The sequence below is a fragment of the Streptomyces sp. NBC_01520 genome, from assembly GCF_045040375.1.
GTDB lineage: Bacteria > Actinomycetota > Actinomycetes > Streptomycetales > Streptomycetaceae > Streptomyces.
The window spans coordinates 3,239,859-3,258,786 of sequence record NZ_CP109404.1 but is presented as its reverse complement, the minus strand read 5'-3'; the positions used below and the strand labels follow the sequence as shown (position 1 = coordinate 3,258,786).

General features: G+C 71.3%; 19 protein-coding genes and 1 tRNA gene. 12 read left to right on the top strand and 8 right to left on the bottom strand.

Annotation, left to right across the window (positions count from 1 at the left end; genetic code table 11):
- Positions 1 to 4 precede the first annotated feature (4 nt).
- From OG524_RS14680 to OG524_RS14655, 6 genes are all read left to right on the top strand, one after another.
- The gene (locus tag OG524_RS14680) at positions 5 to 949 is read left to right on the top strand and encodes an ABC transporter ATP-binding protein (protein WP_405810555.1); all 945 of its coding nucleotides are present in this window, start codon (positions 5 to 7) and stop codon (positions 947 to 949) included.
- Positions 931 to 1,842, top strand: a complete 912-nt coding sequence (locus OG524_RS14675; RefSeq protein WP_405810553.1) for an ATP-binding cassette domain-containing protein — start codon at positions 931 to 933, stop codon at positions 1,840 to 1,842. Before OG524_RS14680 ends, OG524_RS14675 begins: the two co-directional genes overlap by 19 nt.
- On the top strand, positions 1,839 to 4,244 hold the full coding sequence (locus OG524_RS14670; RefSeq protein WP_405390371.1) for a glycoside hydrolase family 2 protein: 2,406 nt from the start codon (positions 1,839 to 1,841) through the stop codon (positions 4,242 to 4,244). The genes OG524_RS14675 and OG524_RS14670 overlap by 4 nt, the downstream gene beginning before the upstream one ends.
- Before the next feature lie 246 nt (positions 4,245 to 4,490).
- Positions 4,491 to 4,577, top strand: a tRNA-Leu gene (locus tag OG524_RS14665).
- Positions 4,578 to 4,722: 145 nt separating this feature from the next.
- Complete coding sequence (locus tag OG524_RS14660) at positions 4,723 to 5,610, top strand: Bax inhibitor-1/YccA family protein (RefSeq protein ID WP_405810550.1); 888 nt, start codon at positions 4,723 to 4,725, stop codon at positions 5,608 to 5,610.
- 118 nt (positions 5,611 to 5,728) lie between these two features.
- Entirely contained in the window at positions 5,729 to 6,049 is a 321-nt protein-coding gene (locus tag OG524_RS14655; protein WP_405390373.1) for a hypothetical protein, read from the top strand.
- 18 nt (positions 6,050 to 6,067) lie between these two features.
- On the opposite strand, the gene OG524_RS14650 is transcribed toward OG524_RS14655, so the two are convergent.
- The 3 genes from OG524_RS14650 to OG524_RS14640 form a co-directional block, all read right to left on the bottom strand.
- Positions 6,068 to 6,922: a hypothetical protein gene (locus OG524_RS14650; protein WP_405810548.1), complete on the bottom strand. Its 855-nt coding sequence runs from the start codon at positions 6,920 to 6,922 to the stop codon at positions 6,068 to 6,070.
- A gap of 287 nt (positions 6,923 to 7,209) precedes the next feature.
- Positions 7,210 to 8,430, bottom strand: coding sequence for an acetyl-CoA C-acetyltransferase (locus tag OG524_RS14645; RefSeq protein WP_405390375.1), 1,221 nt, complete (start codon positions 8,428 to 8,430; stop codon positions 7,210 to 7,212).
- Positions 8,431 to 8,615: 185 nt separating this feature from the next.
- The gene (locus tag OG524_RS14640; protein ID WP_405393194.1) at positions 8,616 to 9,644 is read right to left on the bottom strand and encodes an SGNH/GDSL hydrolase family protein; all 1,029 of its coding nucleotides are present in this window, start codon (positions 9,642 to 9,644) and stop codon (positions 8,616 to 8,618) included.
- A 155-nt stretch (positions 9,645 to 9,799) separates the two neighbouring features.
- Between OG524_RS14640 and OG524_RS14635 the strand changes: the two genes are divergently transcribed.
- Positions 9,800 to 11,203 carry a cystathionine beta-synthase gene (locus tag OG524_RS14635; protein WP_405390376.1) on the top strand — a complete coding sequence of 468 codons (1,404 nt, stop codon included), beginning with the start codon at positions 9,800 to 9,802 and terminating at the stop codon, positions 11,201 to 11,203.
- 317 nt (positions 11,204 to 11,520) lie between these two features.
- On the opposite strand, the gene OG524_RS14630 is transcribed toward OG524_RS14635, so the two are convergent.
- A complete protein-coding gene (locus OG524_RS14630; protein ID WP_405390377.1) occupies positions 11,521 to 11,934 on the bottom strand; it encodes a hypothetical protein in 414 nt (137 codons plus the stop codon).
- Between the two features lie 129 nt (positions 11,935 to 12,063).
- Between OG524_RS14630 and OG524_RS14625 the strand changes: the two genes are divergently transcribed.
- The 4 genes from OG524_RS14625 to OG524_RS14610 all read left to right on the top strand — a co-directional run bounded on the left by OG524_RS14625 (position 12,064) and on the right by OG524_RS14610 (position 14,780).
- Complete coding sequence (locus OG524_RS14625) at positions 12,064 to 12,864, top strand: maleylpyruvate isomerase family mycothiol-dependent enzyme (protein WP_405810545.1); 801 nt, start codon at positions 12,064 to 12,066, stop codon at positions 12,862 to 12,864.
- 201 nt (positions 12,865 to 13,065) lie between these two features.
- The gene (locus OG524_RS14620) at positions 13,066 to 13,212 is read left to right on the top strand and encodes a hypothetical protein (protein WP_405390379.1); all 147 of its coding nucleotides are present in this window, start codon (positions 13,066 to 13,068) and stop codon (positions 13,210 to 13,212) included.
- A 51-nt stretch (positions 13,213 to 13,263) separates the two neighbouring features.
- A complete protein-coding gene (locus tag OG524_RS14615; protein WP_405810543.1) occupies positions 13,264 to 14,112 on the top strand; it encodes a MurR/RpiR family transcriptional regulator in 849 nt (282 codons plus the stop codon).
- Between the two features lie 98 nt (positions 14,113 to 14,210).
- Positions 14,211 to 14,780 carry a hypothetical protein gene (locus OG524_RS14610; RefSeq protein WP_405390381.1) on the top strand — a complete coding sequence of 190 codons (570 nt, stop codon included), beginning with the start codon at positions 14,211 to 14,213 and terminating at the stop codon, positions 14,778 to 14,780.
- Between the two features lie 9 nt (positions 14,781 to 14,789).
- Here OG524_RS14610 and OG524_RS14605 read toward each other — a convergent pair whose 3' ends face one another.
- The 4 genes from OG524_RS14605 to OG524_RS14590 form a co-directional block, all read right to left on the bottom strand.
- Positions 14,790 to 15,164, bottom strand: a complete 375-nt coding sequence (locus tag OG524_RS14605; RefSeq protein WP_405390382.1) for a hypothetical protein — start codon at positions 15,162 to 15,164, stop codon at positions 14,790 to 14,792.
- Between the two features lie 62 nt (positions 15,165 to 15,226).
- Positions 15,227 to 15,691, bottom strand: coding sequence for a roadblock/LC7 domain-containing protein (locus OG524_RS14600; protein WP_405390383.1), 465 nt, complete (start codon positions 15,689 to 15,691; stop codon positions 15,227 to 15,229).
- 38 nt (positions 15,692 to 15,729) lie between these two features.
- Positions 15,730 to 16,530 (bottom strand): transcriptional regulator, encoded by an 801-nt coding sequence (locus tag OG524_RS14595; RefSeq protein WP_405390384.1) that lies wholly within the window; start codon positions 16,528 to 16,530, stop codon positions 15,730 to 15,732.
- The gene (locus OG524_RS14590) at positions 16,527 to 16,976 is read right to left on the bottom strand and encodes a hypothetical protein (protein ID WP_405390385.1); all 450 of its coding nucleotides are present in this window, start codon (positions 16,974 to 16,976) and stop codon (positions 16,527 to 16,529) included. Before OG524_RS14590 ends, OG524_RS14595 begins: the two co-directional genes overlap by 4 nt.
- Positions 16,977 to 17,224: 248 nt before the next feature.
- On the opposite strand from OG524_RS14590, the gene hutU reads away from it, so the two are divergent.
- Entirely contained in the window at positions 17,225 to 18,886 is a 1,662-nt protein-coding gene (gene hutU, locus OG524_RS14585) for a urocanate hydratase (RefSeq protein ID WP_405390386.1), read from the top strand.
- The last annotated feature ends 42 nt before the right edge of the window (positions 18,887 to 18,928 follow it).

Genomic DNA, 18,928 nt, shown 5'->3' with positions numbered 1-18,928 from the left:
GCACATGACCCTGACCGTCAACGACCTGCGGGTCCACTACCGCACGCTGCGTGGCGAGGTCCGGGCCCTGGACGGTGTCAGCTTCGACCTGGCGGACGGCGAGATCCTGGGCCTGGCGGGCGAGTCGGGCTGCGGCAAGACCACCCTCGGCAAGTCCCTGATCCGGCTCGACGGCCGGATGCGGCACGCGGGCGGCACCGTCACCCTGGACGGCGACGAACTGCCGCTGTCCGACGACCGGGCGATGAACGCCTACCGCTTCCACAAGATCTCGCTCGTCCCGCAGTACTCGATGAGCGCGCTGAACCCGACCCGCCGCATCGGCCGCATGATCCGTGAGCTCCTCGCCTCGCGCGGTGTCGACGTCGACACCGGCGAACTGCACCGCCGGCTGGCGCTCGTGGGCCTGGAGCCCGATGTGCTGGACCGCTATCCGATCGAGCTGTCCGGCGGCATGAAACAACGCGCCGTCATGGTGATCTCCACACTGCTCGACCCGTCCGTCCTGATCGCCGACGAGGTCACCTCCGCCCTGGACGTCTCCAACCAGCAGGCCGTCGTCGGCGCCCTCACCGGGCTCCGCGACAAGGGCCTGGTCACCAGCATGATCTTCGTGACCCACGACCTCGGACTGACCTCGCACATCGCCGACTCGATCATGGTGATGTACGCGGGCAAGCTCGCCGAGAAGGCCCCCACGAAGGTGCTGACGACCGCACCCCGCCACCCGTACACCAAGATGCTGATCGGCTCGCTGCCCCAGCTCGGCGCCCGGTACAAGGACAAGCCGCTCAGCGGCATCGAGGGATCCCCGCCCTCCCTGCTGAACCCGCCGCCCGGCTGCCGATTCCGCGACCGATGCCCCCTCGCCGACGCCCGGTGCGCCGAGGAACCGCCCGTCGTCGAGATCGCCCCCCGCCACTCCGTCGCATGCTGGAAGGCGGCCTGATGCTGACCCTCGACCGTGTCACCAAGACCTTCCGGGCCGGCGCCTTCGGCGGCGGGTCCGTCACCGCCGTCGACCGGGTGTCCTTCGAAGCGGCACCCGGCGAGCTCGTCTCGCTCATCGGCGAGAGCGGCAGCGGCAAGTCCACCATCGGCCGCATGGTCCTCGGCCTGACCGAGGTCAGCGGCGGCAGCCTCACCCTGGACGGCGAACAGGTCAAGCCGGGCAAGGACTTCTACCGCCGGGTCCAGGGCGTCTTCCAGGACCCCTTCAGCTGCTACAACCCGGTCTTCAAGGCCGACCGCGTCTTCGAACTCGTCCGCCGCTCCTACCACCCGGGCCTCTCGGACAAGGAGTGGGCCGACCGGGTCGAGAGCGCCGTACGCGACGTACGCCTGGACCCGGGACAGGTCCTCGGCCGCTACCCGCACCAGCTCAGCGGCGGCCAGCTGCAGCGCCTCCTCATCGCCCGCGCTCTCCTGCTGGACCTGCGCTTCCTGGTCGCCGACGAGATCACCAGCATGCTCGACGCCTCCACCCGCATCGACGTGCTCAACCTCCTCGCCGGACTCAAGGAACGCGGCCTGGGCGTCCTTTACATCACCCACGACCTCTCGCTCGGCACCTACCTCGCCGAGAAGACCGTGGTGCTCCGCAACGGCCGTGTCGTCGAACGCGGCGACACCCAGAAGGTCTTCGGCAACCCCCTGCACCCCTACACCCGCACGCTGCTGGCCGCCGTGCCCCGTCTCAACGAGCCCTGGACGGCCGCCGTCCCCGTGGAGACCTGCGCCTACCACGAGGGCCCGGCGTCCGGTGACGACCTGTACGAGACCGAACCGGGCCACTTCGTCGCCTGCGCCGGGCTCCCCGACTGCGGAAGGACCCTCACGTGACCCTGCGCCACCTGCCCCTGCACGAAGGCTGGACGCTTCATGCCGACGGCCCCGTGCCCGTGGGGCTCCCCGCAGGAGGCGTTCCGGCGGCCGTCCCCGGCTGCGTCCACACCGACCTGCTGGCCGCCGGACTGATCGACGACCCCTATCTGGACGACAACGAGACCCGGCTGGGCTGGATCGGCCGCACCGACTGGACGTACCGCACCACCTTCGACTGGTCCGCCGACGAGCACACGTTCACCGATCTGTGCTTCGACGGCCTCGACACCGTCGCCACCGTTGTGGTCAACGGTGCCGAGGTCGGCAGCACCGCCAACCAGCACCGCGGCTACCGCTTCCCCGTCCGGCCGCTGCTGCGCGAGGGCGCCAACACGCTCGACGTACGCTTCACCGCCCCGTACACGTACGCCGAGGCTCTGCGCGACAAGCTCGGCGACCGGCCGGGCGCGTACACGGAGCCGTACGCCTTCATCCGCAAGATGGCCTGCAACTTCGGCTGGGACTGGGGGCCGACCCTGGTCACCTCCGGCATCTGGCGCCCGGTCGCGCTGGAGTCCTGGACGGGCCCGCGCATCGCCGGCGTGAAGGTGCTCGCCGACCTGGACGGCGACGGGGTGCCGCGCCTCGCGCTCACCCTCGACGTCGACCGGGCCGGGGACGGGCCGCTGGACGCGTCGGTGGAGGTGGCCGACGAACGGGCCGTGCTCACCGTCGCGCCGGGGGAGCACCGCGTGTCCGTGACCCTGCCCGTTCCCGGCGCCGCGCGCTGGTGGCCGCACAGCCACGGCGAGCAGCCGCTGTACGACGTCACCGTCCGCCTCGGCGACCATGCCTGGACCGGCAGGACCGGCTTCCGGGGCGTGACCCTGGAGCGCGAGGCGTTCCGCCTCTCCGTCAACGACGAGCCCGTCTTCGTACGCGGGGTGAACTGGATCCCCGACGACTGTTTCCCCGCCCGCGTCACCCGGCAGCGGATCTCCGACCGCTTCGACCAGGCGATCGCCGCGGGCGTCAACCTCGTCCGGGTCTGGGGAGGCGGCCTCTACGAGAGCGACGACTTCTACGAACTGGCCGACGAGAAGGGGCTGCTGGTCTGGCAGGACTTCCCGTTCGCCTGCGCCGCCTACCCCGAGGAGCAGCCGCTGTACGACGAGGTGGCCGCCGAGGTCCGCGAGAACCTCGTACGGCTCGCCCCGCACCCCTCCCTGGTCCTGTGGTGCGGCAACAACGAGAACCTGGAGGGCCACGCCGACTGGGGCTGGCAGGACGAGCTCCAGGGCCGGACCTGGGGTCACGGCTACTACCACGAGCTGCTGCCCGCCCTGTGCGCCGAGACCGACCCCACGCGCCCCTACTGGCCGGGCTCGCCCTACTCCGGCTCCCCGGAGCTCCCCCCGAACGACCCGGCCCTGGGCACGGTCCACCTCTGGGAGGTCTGGAACCGCGTCGACTACCGGCACTACGCCGACACCGCCCACCGCTTCGTCGCCGAATTCGGCTTCCAGGGCCCGCCGGCGTACGCCACCCTGCGACGGGCCGTCAGCGGCCCGCTCGGCCTGGGCGCCCCGCTGATCGCCCATCACCAGAAGGCCCAGGACGGCGACGCCAAGCTGCTGCGCGGCCTGGGGGAGCACCTCCCGCAGCCGTCCGACTTCGACGACTGGCACTGGCTCACCCAGCTGAACCAGGCCCGGGCCGTCGCCTTCGGCATCCGCCACTTCCGCTCGCACACGCCGTACTGCATGGGCTCGATCGTGTGGCAGCTCAACGACTGCTGGCCCGTGGTGTCCTGGGCGGCCGTCGACGGCGACGGCCGCCGCAAGCCGCTCTGGTACGCGCTGCGGAAGGTGTACGCGGACCGCCTGATGGCCGTACGGGACGGCGCCCTGTATCTGGTCAACGACTCGGCCCTCCCCTGGGACGGAACCCTGCGGCTGACCCGGCGCGGCCTGGACGGGGCGCTGCTGGCCGAGGAGGAGACCGAGGTGTCCACAGCCGCACGGGGTGTCGGCCGTGTGCCCCTGCCGCCGTCCGTCGCCCGTCCGGGGGACGGCACCCGTGAGGTGCTGGTGGCCGAACTGGGCGAGCTGCGGGCGGTGGAGTTCTACGAGGAGGACACCCGCCTCGCGCTGCCACCGGCGCGGTACGACGCAGTGGTCACACAGGGTGACGAGGCGGGGGTCGGCTACCGGGTCACGGTGACCGCCCGGACGCTGCTGCGGGACCTCGCGCTCTTCCCGGACCGGCTCGATCAGGGGGCCGAGGTCGACGACATGCTCGTCACCCTGCTGCCCGGTGAGAGCGCCGTTTTCCACGTCACGGGGGCGGTGCTGAAGGACCCCGGGGCGCTGGGAACCCGGCCCGTCCTGCGGTGCGTCAACGACACCGTCGGACACTGAGGTGGCGCAACCCTGGCGAATGGTGGCGTGGCCATGGCGAAAGCGCCCTGTAGGTGCGGCGAGTTTCCGTCATTCCCGTTTGCCGGGTTCGTACCCATAGGCGCGTCCGGGCATGTACTGATGCGGTGCGCGGTGTCTGACGGACCCTCAAATGGTCAATAAAATAAGACAACATCGTGAAGGTGTTCCGCTGATCGGGGGACGCCCCCGGATAGGGTCTTGTGCCACGCGGAGCCGCGCGCCCACGCCCGGGTGGTGGAATGCAGACACGGCGAGCTTAAACCTCGCTGCCTCCTCGGGGGCGTGCCGGTTCGAGTCCGGCTCCGGGCACCACCGCAGCGTCGGTGGGCACCGGATGTCCGCACAGTACTTCAGCAGTCAACTTCTCTCAAAGATCCTCCTCTGGCACTAGCGTGATTGTTTTGCCTACCCATTACTCTTGTGACAAGGCCACGCTGGGTGGCCAAGGAGGAGTGAAATGAGGAGCAGCAACCCGGTCTTCTCGCGACGGGGGTTCAGCCGCGACAACGGCTACGCGGGCTTCAACGCGGCGCCGCAGGCCGGGGCCCCCGCAGCGGGTGCCAACCCGTACGCACAGGGCACCGCCGCCAACCCGTACGCCACGAACCCCTACGCCCAGCAGGACCCCCGGTACGGCGCCCCGCAGGCGCCTGCACGCTCGGGCGCGATGACGATCGACGACGTCGTCACGCGCACGGCGATGACGCTGGGCACCGTGGTGCTCACCGCCGCGCTCTCCTGGGCCCTGCTGCCGGTCGACGAGGCCAATCTCGGCAAGTCCTACGGCATCGCGATCGGCGCCGCCCTGGTCGCGTTCGTCTTCGCGATGATCCAGTCGTTCAAGCGCAAGGCCTCGCCGGCGATCATCCTCGCGTACGCGGCCTTCGAGGGTGTCTTCCTCGGAGTGATCTCCAGCGCGGTCAGCACCTACATCGGCCCCGGCACGGTGATGCAGGCGGTGATGGGCACCATGTGTGTCTTCGCCGGTGTCCTCATCGCGTACAAGATGCGCTGGATCCGCGTCACACGCCGTTTCTACGGCTTCGTGATGGCCGCGGCCATGGGCTTCGTGCTCCTGATGATGGTCAACCTGCTGTTCTCCGTGTTCGGTGGCGGTGACGGCCTGGGCTTCCGCAGCGGCGGCCTCGGCATCCTCTTCGGTGTCATCGGCATCATCCTCGGTGCGTGCTTCCTCGCCCTGGACTTCAAGCAGGTCGAGGACGGCATCAACTACGGCGCACCGCGCGAGGAGTCCTGGCTGGCGGCCTTCGGCCTCACCCTGACCCTGGTGTGGATCTACCTGGAGATGCTGCGCCTGCTCTCCATCCTCAACGGGGACGACTGACCCGTAGGGACCCGATGACGGACCGGCCCGCAGGCACCGCGCCTGCGGGCCGTTCCGTTTCCGCCCCCGGGCGCAGGCTCGTTGGCAACCGTCCCGCGGGGGCGCGTAGGGTCGCGGCGTGCTCGATACGACCCCCCTCATCACGGCTGTGGACCGATTCGCCGACCGGCTCCGCAGCGCCCCGCAGAGCCGGCTGCAGCGCGGCGCCGCCGCCGAGGCGCTGGCCATGGCCAGGGAGCTCGCGGTGCGGGCCCAGCGTGCCGAGGCGCCGGACCGGGAGCCCCGCCTGATGCCGGACGCCGGGATATTCGCCGTGGGCGACCAGTTGGCCGTCGCGGGCCGCGACCTGGCTGTGGCGCTGGAAACGGCCTCGTCCCAGGAGTTGGACGAGGCCGTGCGCTGTGTCGAGGGGGCGGCGGCGCGGGCCTTCGGCCCGTGAGCCGCCGGGAGCGGTTCCTCAGAAGGAGGCGATGACGCGGTCGGCGAGGATGTAGACGTTCTCCTCGCCGCACGAGAAGGTCAGCGCGTAGGCGCCGGAGACCCCGGATCCTCCCAGCAGGACCGGCTGCTCACCGGCCCGCAGTGACGCGGCGAGCCGCTCGGCGGTCTCGCGGTGGCCCGGGGTCATGCAGAGCGTGGTGCCGTCGGCGAAGACGTACACGTCGAGCGTGCCGAGCGGGCCGGGGCGGACGTCGGTGAGCTCCGTACCGGTGTCGGCGAGCCGCTCCAGGCGTTTCACGGTACGCTCATGATCGGTGACAACCGGTGTCTGCACGGGGACGAAGTCCGGGTGCGAGGGGTGGCGGCGACGGGCCGCGGCCAGCTCCGGGGAGTCGTCGGCGAACTCCGCGAATTCGGAGACCTCCGGCAGGTCGGTCAGCTCCATCAGTTCGTCCATCGCCTCGGTGGCTTCGAGGTCCATGGCCTCAAGGCCGGCGAAGTCGGCCTGGCGGGGCATGAAGAACGGGACGTCCTCGCCGAGACCGGCGATCCCGCCAAGCAGGGACGGGGCGTCGGCGGCGTCACGCGCCTCCTGGGCGGCCCAGAAGGCACGGGCCTCGGCCAGCTCGCGCTCGCGCTCCTCGGCCAGCGCCTCGGCGACCGCCACGCGTATCTCCTCGGCGGACGTGGCGGTGCTCCGGTTCTGCTGTTCGGGCACGGAGGCGCTGAGGCTCCGCCCCTCCGCCAGCTCCGTCCGCAGGGCCGTGACCTGCTTACGCAGCCCGTGAGCAGCGTGCAGAGCGGCGGTGCCGACGGCCGTGGCAGCGGCGGTGGTCAGCAACAGGGCAAATGACATGGCGCTCACTGACATACTCCCGGTTTCAATCGACACCCCCGACTTCCTACCTCAGCTTGTCCTGTACTCGTGCCTGCTGTCAGTGCATTACGTCACGAATTGGACAGGTCTTTGGGCCTGATGTTTAGCCCTGCGACGGGTGTGACCTGGGGAAACGACTCTCCCCCGGGACGCAGATCACATCCTGGGGGAGATTCGGTCACGTTCGGGGCTCGGCCGGGTTCGAACGAGCCCTCGCGAGGGAGGGGGGAACCGGCCCGAGGCCGCCCCGGGAGCCCCGGGGGCCCCTGGGGTGAAAGGTCCTAGCTGAGGCGCTCGATGACCATGGCCATGCCCTGGCCGCCGCCCACGCACATGGTCTCCAGGCCGAACTGCTTGTCGTGGAACTGCAGGCTGTTGATCAGCGTGCCGGTGATCCGGGCGCCGGTCATACCGAAGGGGTGGCCGACGGCGATGGCGCCGCCGTTGACGTTGACCTTGTCCAGCGGCAGGCCCAGGTCCCGGTAGGACGGGATGACCTGGGCGGCGAACGCCTCGTTGATCTCGGCGAGGTCGATGTCGTCGACGGTCAGCCCGGCGCGCTTGAGCGCCTGCTTGCTGGCCTCGACCGGTCCGTACCCCATGATCTCGGGGGACAGGCCGGAGACGCCGGTCGAGACGATCCGGGCCAGCGGGGTCAGGCCGAGCTCGCGCGCCTTGGTGTCGGACATGATCACGAGCGCGGCGGCGCCGTCGTTGAGCGGGCAGCAGTTGGCCGCGGTGACGAGTCCGTCGGGGCGGAACACCGGCTTCAGGCCCTCCACGCCCTCCAGGGTGACGCCCGCGCGCGGGCCGTCGTCCTTGGAGACCACGGTGCCGTCCGGGGTCGTCACGGGCGTGATCTCGCGCTCCCAGAAGCCGTTCTTGAGGGCTTCCTCGGCGAGGTTCTGCGACCGCACGCCGAATTCGTCCATGTCCCGGCGGGTGACGCCCTTGAGCCGGGCCAGGTTCTCGGCGGTCTGCCCCATCGAGATGTACGCGTCCGGGACGAGGCCCTCCTCGCGCGGGTCGGTCCAGCTCGCCCCCGACTCCTCGGCGCGGGCCGCGGTGCGGGCCTCGGCCTCGGCGAAGAGCGGGTTGCGCGTGTCCGGCAGGCTGTCGGAGTTGCCCTTGGTGAAGCGGGACACCATCTCGACGCCGGCGGAGATGAAGACGTCGCCCTCGCCCGCCTTGATGGCGTGCAGCGCCATGCGGCTGGTCTGCAGCGAGGAGGAGCAGTAGCGCGTGACCGTACAGCCGGGGAGGTGGTCCATCCCCATCTGTACGGCGATGACGCGGCCCAGGTTGTTGCCCTGCTCACCGCCGGGCAGGCCGCAGCCCAGCATCAGGTCGTCGATGTCCCTCGGGTCCAGCTCGGGGACCTTGGCCAGCGCGGTCTGGATGATGGTCGCGGTCAGGTCGTCCGCGCGCAGGTCCTTGAGGGACCCCTTGAAGGCCCGGCCGATCGGCGAACGGGCGGCAGAGACGATCACGGCTTCGGGCATCACGCGGCTCCATGAGGGCTGGAAGGCTGGAAGGCTGGGCTGACTTGGAAGTTACCCGGACGTATAGCTGAGGTCACCCAACAAGTGATGTGATGCGGACCTCTTTTCTAAGCAACCGCTCAGTCGCCCCGATTGTTCCCGTCCCGGGGCACCGTGCCCCTGGACGGGAAGGCGTGGCCCACCGCTCAGGCGGGCCGCCAGGTCGCCCCGGAGCCCGAGCCGGGCGGCAGCGGGGGGATGTCCTCCTGCCGCGTCGGCTCGGTGTGCGCCGGAAGCCTCCGCCGCCGCCGGTGCTTGAGCAGGGCCCAGGGCGCCCGCGCCCCCGTGACCTCCGTACCGGCCTCCCGTGCGGCCTGGGAGGCGGCCTTGGCGACCGGCAGCATGTCCTCGCGGCGCGACCCGTCCAGACGGTCGGACTCCGGCCACAGGCCCAGTGCCGCGCAGAGCGTCGGCAGCATCGCCATCGCCGCGGTCGCGTACCCCTCCGCCGACGGGTGGTAGTTGTCCGGACCGAACAGCTCGCGCGGATTCGCCTCGAACTCCGGGCCCAGCAGATCGCCCAGCGACACCGTCCGGCCGCCCTGTTCCACCGCGCCGATCGTCTGCGCCGCCGCCAGTTGCCGGCTCACCCGGCGGGCCAGCCATCGCAGCGGCTGGTAGACCGGCTCGATCGTGCCCAGGTCCGGGCACGTCCCCACGACGACCTCCGCGCCCGCCGTACGCAGCCTCCGTACGGCTGTGCTCAGACAGCGCACCGACCGGGTCGCGGGCATCCGGTGCGTCACGTCGTTCGCCCCGATCATGATCGCGCAGACGTCCGGCGGCCCCGACGGATCCGCCAGCACCTGGGACACCTGCCGCTCCAGGTCGTCCGAACGTGCTCCCGGCAACGCCACGTTCCGCAGATCCACCGGCCGTTCGGCAACCGCCGCCAACCCTGACGCCAGCAGGGCCCCCGGTGTCTGACCGGCCCTGCGCACCCCCTGGCCCGCCGCCGTCGAGTCGCCCAGCATCACGAACCGCAACGGGTCCGAAGGGCCGGCGAAGGCCACCCCGTACCGCCCGTCCGCGCTCGGCGGGACCGGTGCCGTACCCCCGCCCACCTGCCGTTTCGCCAGCTGTACCTCGGCCAGTACCAGACCCACCGTCGCCGCACCGATCAGCCCGACGCTCCCGCCGCCGTAGGCCGCGCCCGCCGCGATCCGCCGTGCCACCCTCGCTCTCGACACAGTCCGGTCCACCTCCTCCTTGCCGTACAGCCGTACACAGCACTACCTGCCCCGCGGGGGGTGTTGTCCAATCGCTTCGTCCGATCCCGTGCTCGTACGCATACTCTTGCCTGACCATCTCGGAGACCCCGGAGTACACGGTGCAATTCCACGATTCGATGATCAGTCTTGTCGGCAACACCCCGCTGGTGAGGCTGCGCAATGTGTCGGCAGGCATTCAGGCGACGGTCCTGGCCAAGGTCGAGTACTTCAACCCAGGAGGGTCGGTCAAGGACCGCATCGCGCTGCGCATGATCGAGGCGGCGGAGCAGAGCGGAGAGCTCCTGCCCGGCGGCACGATCGTCGAGCCCACCAGTGGCAACACGGGTGTCGGCCTGGCCATCGTCGCCCAGCAGAAGGGCTACAAGTGCATCTTCGTCTGCCCGGACAAGGTGTCCGCGGACAAGATCAACGTCATGCGGGCGTACGGCGCGGAGGTCGTCGTCTGCCCGACGGCAGTCGACCCCGAGCACCCGGACTCGTACTACAACGTCTCCGACCGGCTGGTCCGTGAGACGCCCGGAGCCTGGAAGCCCGACCAGTACTCCAACCCGAACAACCCGCGCTCGCACTACGAGACCACCGGTCCCGAGCTCTGGGACCAGACGGAGGGGCGGATCACGCACTTCGTCGCGGGTGTCGGCACCGGCGGGACGATCACCGGCACGGGCCGCTATCTCAAGGAGATCAGCGAGAACCGGGTCCAGGTCATCGGCGCCGACCCGGAGGGTTCCGTGTACTCCGGCGGTTCCGGACGCCCGTACCTGGTCGAGGGGGTCGGCGAGGACTTCTGGCCGAGCGCCTACGACCGCACGGTCACGGACGAGATCGTGGCCGTCTCGGACAAGGACTCCTTCCGGATGACCCGCCGCCTCGCCAAGGAGGAGGGCCTGCTCGTCGGCGGCTCGTGCGGCATGGCGGTCGTCGCGGCGCTGGAGGTGGCGGCGCGTCTCGGGCCCGAGGACGTGGTCGTCGTCCTGCTGCCGGACAGCGGTCGCGGCTACATGAGCAAGATCTTCAACGACGAGTGGATGGCGGACTACGGCTTCCTGGAGGCCACCGGCACGTCCGCGCAGGTCGGCGCCGTCCTCGACTTCAAGGAGGGCCCGCTCCCCTCGCTCGTCCACATGCACCCGGAGGAGACGGTCGGCGAGGCCATCGAGGTGCTCCGCGAGTACGGCGTCTCCCAGATGCCGATCGTGAAGCCGGGCGCCGGCCACCCGGACGTGATGGCCGCCGAGGTCATCGGCTCCGTCGTCGAGCGTCAGCTCCTGGACGCCCTCTTCACCCAGCGGGCCTCGCTCTCCGACCCGCTGGAGAAGCACATGTCGTCCCCGCTGCCGCAGGTCGGCTCCGGCGAACCCGTCGAGGACCTGATGGCCGCGCTCAGCGGTGCGGACGGTGCCGACGCGGCGATCGTTCTCGTCGAGGGCAAGCCGAAGGGCGTCGTGAGCAGGCAGGACCTGCTGGCCTTCCTCGCCAAGGACGCGACCCCCAAGCCGTAGGGGCCGGTTTACGGGCTTCGCGAAAACGGTACGAGCGCGACACGTATGCGCAGCACCCGCTTAACACGGCTCGTGCAGAGTAATGGGTGTCGGCAGGGAAACCCGCCGGCACCCGATACGGCGACACGGACTACGGAGCGGCTCCCGGACCTCCACCGTCGCCCGGACGCGACACCCGGCCCTGACCCGGGGGACCGCGTCCTTCGCGGGGACCGCCGTCGTCCCGCCCCCCGGGCAACCGGGGGTGCGGCGGTCCCCGCGACATACTCCTGCGCGTTCCGGCCGCCTCGCGCCCCCTGCCCTTCGGCTCGGCGCCCTCAGTCGTCCCAGTCGGACGCGCTCCGCTTCCTGCGCCACGGCCACGTACGGGCGGCATGCACCGCGTTCACCCCGAAGATCCCGAGCCAGGCCACGACGAGTCCGTCGATGCCCGCGTTCGCGACGCCGATCGCGGACAGCGGGACGGCCAGGACCAGCGAGACGACCCCGAAGCCGAAGCGTTCCCCGAAGGTCCCGGTGACCGGGGCGGGCGCCGTGCCGCCCCGGGCGACCACCATCTGCTGCTCGGCGAAATGCCGTCGCACCCGCCGGTCGAGCGTGCCGTCGAGCCGTTGCTCGACCTTCTCCAGGAACGAGTCGACGAGCGCGGACTCGTACTCCGGGCCCAGCTCGCCGCGGGCCTGCAGGGTGGCATCGAGCTCTCGCCTGAGCTCCGGGTCACGGGCTTCCATGCGTCCTACGGTACGAATCAGGAGGGCCGCCGTCAGTGGGGGTAACCCCCCTGTTTCGGCCCGTCGCCCACCCGGGCGGGCGGCCTCGCCCCGGCGTAGCGTGGACCGGGGGAGACGGGAGGCCGCGTCATGGCCACGACGTTCTACGCCCGCACCATTCCCCGTACGTCCGAGGCGCGGGCCCGCGAGGTCAACGAGGCCGAGCTCCGCGCCGTGCTGACCCTGTGCCGTGAGCTGTCCGACGAGGACTGGCGCCGTCCCACGGCGTGCGACGGCTGGACGGTCCGGGACATCCTCGCCCACACCGTCGGCCAGTACGAGGAACTGCCCCGCCCCTGGGTCGCGCTCCGGCGTATCCGGCGTGCCGGGCGGAACCATCCGCACCTGGGGCCGCTCGACGGCCACAACGAGAGCCAGATCGAGGACCGGAGCGCCGTCCCGGGCCAGGAACTGATCGGGGCGCTCGCCCACTTCGCACCCCAGGGGCTGCGCGCACTGCGCCGCATGCCCGCCGCCGCCCGCCGGAAGGTCCGACTCAGCCTGCTCTACCCGGAGGCGAAGGCGCTGCCGGACAACTCGATGGACTACCTGAACAGCGTCCTCGTGGTCCGCGACACCTGGATGCACCGGGTGGACATCAGCGACGCGACCGGGGCCGAGCTGGTCCTCGACGCGCACGACAGGGAGATCGTCGACCAGGTGGTGCTGGACCTGTCCCTCGCCTGGACGGCCCCCGCGGTGGAGATCGACCTCGACGGCCCGGCGGGCGGGCGTCATCTCCTGGGCATCGGCACCCCCGCCGCCACGCTCCGCGCCGACGCCGTCGTCTTCGCCCGGCACGTGTCGGGGCGGCCGCCGCGCGGTCACCTGGAACTGGTCGGCGATCCCGAGGAGCGGGCGGCGCTGACGGCGGCGCGCGTGCTGTTCTGACCCGCGCCGGTCCTCCTGGGCGCGTGGGACCGTGGCCGGCCCGCGGGCACCGGCGCGGAGGAACCGGCAACTCGCCTGCTCAAGCTCAGCGTTGACGGTTCACGCTTGACTTCATGAGGAGGCCGGTGGCCGACGAGTTGATCCTCCGACGAGTTCCCGCAGCCGGAGAGGATCAACAACTCCCAGCCGCACACGGCCCGGATGTGGAACTACCGGCTGGGCGGCAAGGACGACTACCCGGTCGACCACGGAAGCGCTGAGCGCACACCGGCGGGTGTCCGCCGGGGCCGGGGTGACGGATCCGGGCGAGCAGGCTGTATATGGACATGCAGGCCGCTTGCTGGCTGAATGGATCCGTCGGCGCGGGTCCGGCACCGGCGGACGTCCGAAGGGGACAGCATGAGTGGGAGCAGCCCGGCTGCACGGTTGCAGCGGCTTTTCGAGGGGCAGCGGCTCACACCCACCCAGCGGCGGATCGCGCACTCCATGGTGCGGCGGGCCGCCGACGCCCCGTTCCTGTCGAGTGTGGAGCTGGCCGAGCTGGCCGGGGTCAGCCAGCCGTCCGTCACCCGGTTCGCCGTGGCGCTCGGGTTCGACGGCTATCCGGCCCTGCGGAAGCACCTCCGGGAGGTCGCCCCGGCCGACGCGACGGGCGGCGTCGGCGTCGGCGAGATCTTCAACGAGTACCAGCAGGCCGTGCGGGCCGAGATCGAGAACCTGCGGCACCTGGCCGAACTCCTCGCCGACCCGCAGCCGGTGGAGAGGGCGGGACGGCTGCTGGCCGGGTCGAAGCCGCTGCTCGTGCTCGGTCTGCGGGCGGCGTCCTCGCAGGCCCGGGGGTTCGGGTACTTCGCCGCCAAGGTCCACCCGGACGTACGGGTGCTCGACGAGGGCGGCAGCATGCTGCGCGACCGGATCGACGCCGCCACGCGGGCGGGGGCGAGCGCGCTGATGTGCTTCGCGCTGCCCCGGCATCCGCGGGAGGTCGTGGACGCGCTCGCGTACGCCCGGGAGCGGGGGCTGACGGTGGTGACCGTGGCCGACTCGGCGTTCGCCCCGGTCGCCGAGCACAGCGATCTGCTGATCCCGGCGGCCGTCGGGACCGGGCTCGCCTTCGACACCGCCTGCGCGCCGATGCTGCTGGGGCGGGTGCTGCTGGAAGCGATGTGCGACGGACTGCCCGAGGCACAGGCCCGGCTGGAGGATTTCGACGCCCGCGCCGCGGCCCGGGGGCTGTTCGTCGAATAGGCGGACCACTTCGGCGGATTTCTCAGACGCCGCTCATCTGTGCCTACTAATCTCCGCGCCCAGAAGGTTCACGGGCAGGTGCGGAGAGGGGTACGGACGTGAGGCGCGGAGCGCAGTCGTTGGCGAGGGTGGCCGTGATCGTACGGGCCGGGGCCGCGCCGTTGTGGTGGCCGGGGCTGCTGGCCACGGCCGTCGGCGCGTTCGTGCCGGGGCTGACCGGGCGCCGGATCGGCCTGCTCGCCGGGGCCGTGCTGTTCCTGGTGACGGCCGCCGCGGTGGCGTTCACCCGGACGGGGCGGTACGCGAAGCTGGCCGAGGGGGCCACGCGGGCGGGGCGCGGAGACTTCCTCCAGGACCGTGACGTGACCGTACGGAACTGGCGGCGCGGGCACCGGTGGTGGCTGCTCGGGGCGTTCGTGGCGGCGGTGGGCAGCGCCTTCGTGCTACCGGGGGCCGGTGGGCTCGTCCTCGCCGGTGCAGGGGCGGGGCTCTGGGTGAAGGCCGTACGGATCGGGCAGCGGGAACGGCGGGACGACACCCTGTACTGGGTCCGCACCGACTGGGCGGGGCGCGGACGCCCTGCGGGCAAGCAGGTGAAGGGCTACCGGACGACCGGGCCTGTGGCGGGGGACGCCGCGCCCGGTGGGGCACGGCGCCGCCGCGGGTGAGACGGAGGGTCAGACCTCCAGCCCGGCCTCGATCTTCTTCAGCTGGTGGCGGGCCATCGCGAGGTTGGCCCGGCCGGCGTCCAGCACGAGGTAGAGGAACAGACCGTTGTTGCCACGCGTCTTCAGCAGCCGGAGCAAGTGGTACTGGGCGCCCAGCGTGATCAGGATGTCCTCGATCTCGTCCTTGATCCCCAGGTGCTCCATGGTGCGGAGCTTCGCGCGTACGACATCGGTGTTGCCCGCTGCGGCGACCTCCAGGTTGAAGTCCTTGCCACCGCCGAGGGTGCCCAGGGCCATGCCGCTGGTGTAGTCGACGAGTGCGACACCGAGGGTGCCCTCGATCGACGTCATCGCGTCCTTCAGTGACGTTTCGGTGTTGGCCATGAGTGCTCGTTTCCTTTCCCTGGCCGGCCGGGTGGCCGGTCCGTTTCCGGTTGATGCCTTCGTCATGTGTGGTCCGGTGCGCCGCGGCGGGGCAGGTCACCGGACTGCGGGGGGCGTGGGGGAGGTGCCGTGCGGTCGGCGCGGTCCAGCGAGGCGTCGACCACCTCGCCGATACGGGCACCGGCCCGGCGGCCCTCCAGATGGAGCCGGCCCACGTTGATCCGGTCCTCGGCCAGCAGGGTGAGGACGGCGGAGGAGCCCGCCGCGTACGTGGCGACATAGCCGTCCGCGCCACGGATCAGGAGCTCGCGGAAGCCGCCGCGACCGGTGGCGTCGGTCATCCGGACCGATACGCCGAGTGCGGCGGCGGTCAGAGCGGCGACGCCCTCGGCCTCGACGCCCGGGGTGTCCTGGGCCACCACCAGGCCGTCGGTGCTGGCGGCCAGCGCACCGGTCAGGAGCGGAACCCGGGCCCGTAACCGCTGGAGCTCGTCGAGGACTTCCTTCATCTCCGCCTCGGGCACCATCAGCTGTCTCCTCCCGGCACGCTGTCTGAGCGCGCGTATCACAGGGCCTCCAATGCGTCTCTGAGCCGGCGCAGCAGGGCGACGTCGGGGTCGGCCGTGACGTCGGGCAGCTCGATCCGGCCGGGTGCGGAGGCGGACCCGGCCGCGGTCGGGCGGACCGGTTCGACCAGTCCGGCGGCCGCGAGCCGGCGCAGGTCGACCAGGATGTGGAAGGCCGAGCGGCCCAGCTCCTGGGCGATGTCCGTCGCCGTGCGCACGCCGTTCACCAGGTCCAGGACGCGGCGCTGGCGCGGGGGGACCGGGGCGTCGACCGGGTGCGTCGTGGGGGTGAGCGGGGCGCTGTCGGTGAGCGCGTCGGGCCAGATCCGGTCCAGCAGCTCCCGGCGCCGGAGCGTCTCGCGCTGCACGGAGTCCACGGGTACGGGACGGACGGGACCGATCCAGTGCGACACCCCGTAACGGAAGCGGGCAGGGGTGTGCGTCGGGGCCAGGGCGAAGAAGGCCGCGTCGTACAGGGCACCCAGGTGGCACAGCTCCAGGGCGCCGCCCGGGACGCGACCGCTGTCCACGAGGTAGCGACCCACCCGCTGCCCGGCACCCGCCTGGGCGACCGCGTCCCACCAGCCCTCGCTGCGCAGCGCGCCGCCCGTGGTGAGCAGGACGTCGATGCCGGGGGTGGCGGGGCTCTCGGCGTGGACGACCTGGCCGTCCGCGAGGTAGAGGGTGCCGCGGTCGCGCATCAGTGCGCCGGTGGCGCGCTCCGCCGCGAGCCGCTGCAGCATGGGGGAGAGCACGGCCTGTTCGGAAATACCGGGCGGGGCGCCGACGGCCGGTCTCATGCCAGGACCAGCCGCTCGGCGATCTCGCCGATCCGTATGCGGGCGAGGGCGAGATTGCCTTCCGTGCGGTCCAGCCAGAGGTGGAGGAACACGCTGCTGTCGAAGGCCGTTTCGACGAAGCGGAGGATGTGGTAGCCGGCTGCGGTCGTGACGATGACGTCTTCCACCGCGGGGCCGGGAGGAGCCTTCGGGTCCTGGTCCGGCCGGGCCGGCGGGCGTAACGCGGACGGGTCCCGTCCGGCGGCGTGGGCCGGTTGCGCGAAGACCGGCTGCTCCGCCGCCATCCTCGCCACCTCGGCCGTCTCGGCGGCCGTCGCCTCGTGGTCGCCGTTGGGCGACTCACCGATCGTGCCGAGGGCGAGACCGCTCGTCCAGTCGACCACCGCGGCGCCCCGGGCGCCGGGCAGCCTCATGACTTCGAACAGGCACTCGTCGATTCCGGGCAACGCGGACTCCCCTCCCGACGTGGTGTACGGCTGTAATGAAGAGGCTACGCAACGTGCATGCACCTGGTGGTAGTTCTGGCATTTTCCAGCGGTACATGCGCAGCACCGTGTAAAGGGCGGCCGATGGCCGGTCGGCAGCTGCCTGGCCCGCGCCCTGTTGACTAGAAGTATTCATGGCATCAGGATGTGAATGGATAAGGAAAAGTTGTCGCAACGGTCGCAGCAGCGGTCGCGAGGAGGCATTCCCCATGTCAGGACCCCGCCCCGTACGGGCACCGCGCGGTACGGAACTGAGCGCCCTGGGATGGCAGCAGGAAGCCGCCCTCCGCATGCTGCAGAACAACCTCGACCCCGAGGTCGCCGAGCACCCCGACAAGCTCGTCGTCTACGGCGGCACGGGCAAGGCGGCCCGCGACTGGCGGTCCTTCGACGCCATGGTCCGCACGCTGCGGACCCTGAAGCAGGACGAGACGATGCTCGTCCAGTCCGGGCGGCCCGTCGGCGTCATGCAGACCCACGAGTGGGCGCCGCGCGTCCTCATCGCCAACTCCAACCTGGTCGGCGACTGGGCCAACTGGGAGGAGTTCCGTCGGCTGGAGGCCCTCGGGCTCACCATGTACGGCCAGATGACCGCCGGTTCCTGGATCTACATCGGAACGCAGGGCATCCTCCAGGGCACGTACGAGACGTTCGCCGCCGTGGCCGCGAAGAGGTTCGGCGGCACGCTGGCGGGCACGATCACGCTGACGGCCGGGCTCGGCGGCATGGGCGGCGCCCAGCCGCTGGCCGTGACCATGAACGACGGCGTGGCCCTCTGTATCGACTGCGACCCGCGCGCCATCGAGCGCCGGATCGAGCACGGCTTCCTGGACGTCCGGGCCGACTCGTTGCAGCACGCGCTGCAGCTGGCCGTCGAGGCGCGCGACGCGCGGCGCCCGCTCTCCGTCGGACTGCTGGGCAACGCGGCGGAGCTGCTGCCCCGCATGCTCGCCGAGGGCGCCCCCGTGGACATCGTCACCGACCAGACCAGCGCGCACGACCCGCTCGCCTACCTGCCGGTCGGCGTGGAATTCGACGACATGGCCACGTACGCGGCCGAGAAGCCGGCCGACTTCACCCGGCGCGCCCGTGAGTCGATGGCCGCGCACGTCGAGGCGATGGTCGGCTTCATGGACGCGGGGGCCGAGGTCTTCGACTACGGCAACTCGATCCGGGGCGAGGCCCAGCTCGCCGGGTACAGCCGGGCGTTCGACTTCCCGGGCTTCGTGCCCGCGTACATCCGGCCGCTCTTCTGCGAGGGCAAGGGGCCGTTCCGGTGGGCGGCGCTGTCGGGCGAGGCGTCCGACATCCACAGGACGGACAAGGCGATGCTCGAACTCTTCCCGGAGAACGAGTCGTTGCACCGCTGGATCCGGATGGCCGGCGAGCGCGTCCAGTTCCAGGGGCTGCCCGCCCGGATCTGCTGGCTGGGATACGGCGAGCGTGACAAGGCCGGGGAGCGGTTCAACGACATGGTCGCGAGCGGGGAGCTGGCCGCGCCACTGGCCATCGGACGCGACCACCTGGACTGCGGTTCGGTCGCCTCGCCGTACCGCGAGACCGAGGCCATGCTCGACGGATCCGACGCGATCGCGGACTGGCCGCTGCTGAACGCCATGGTCAACGTGGCCTCGGGGGCGTCCTGGGTGTCCCTGCACCACGGGGGCGGCGTGGGGATGGGGCGCTCCATCCACGCGGGTCAGGTCACCGTCGCCGACGGCACGAAGCTGGCGGGGGAGAAGATCCGCCGGGTGCTCACGAACGACCCGGGCATGGGGGTCATCCGGCACGTCGACGCCGGGTACGGCATCGCGGAGTCCGTCGCCTCCGACCAGGGCGTGCGGGTTCCCATGGCGGAGGGCGAACGGTGACGCCCCCGACGGACGGGCCCGGTCCTGGTTCCGCAGCAGTCG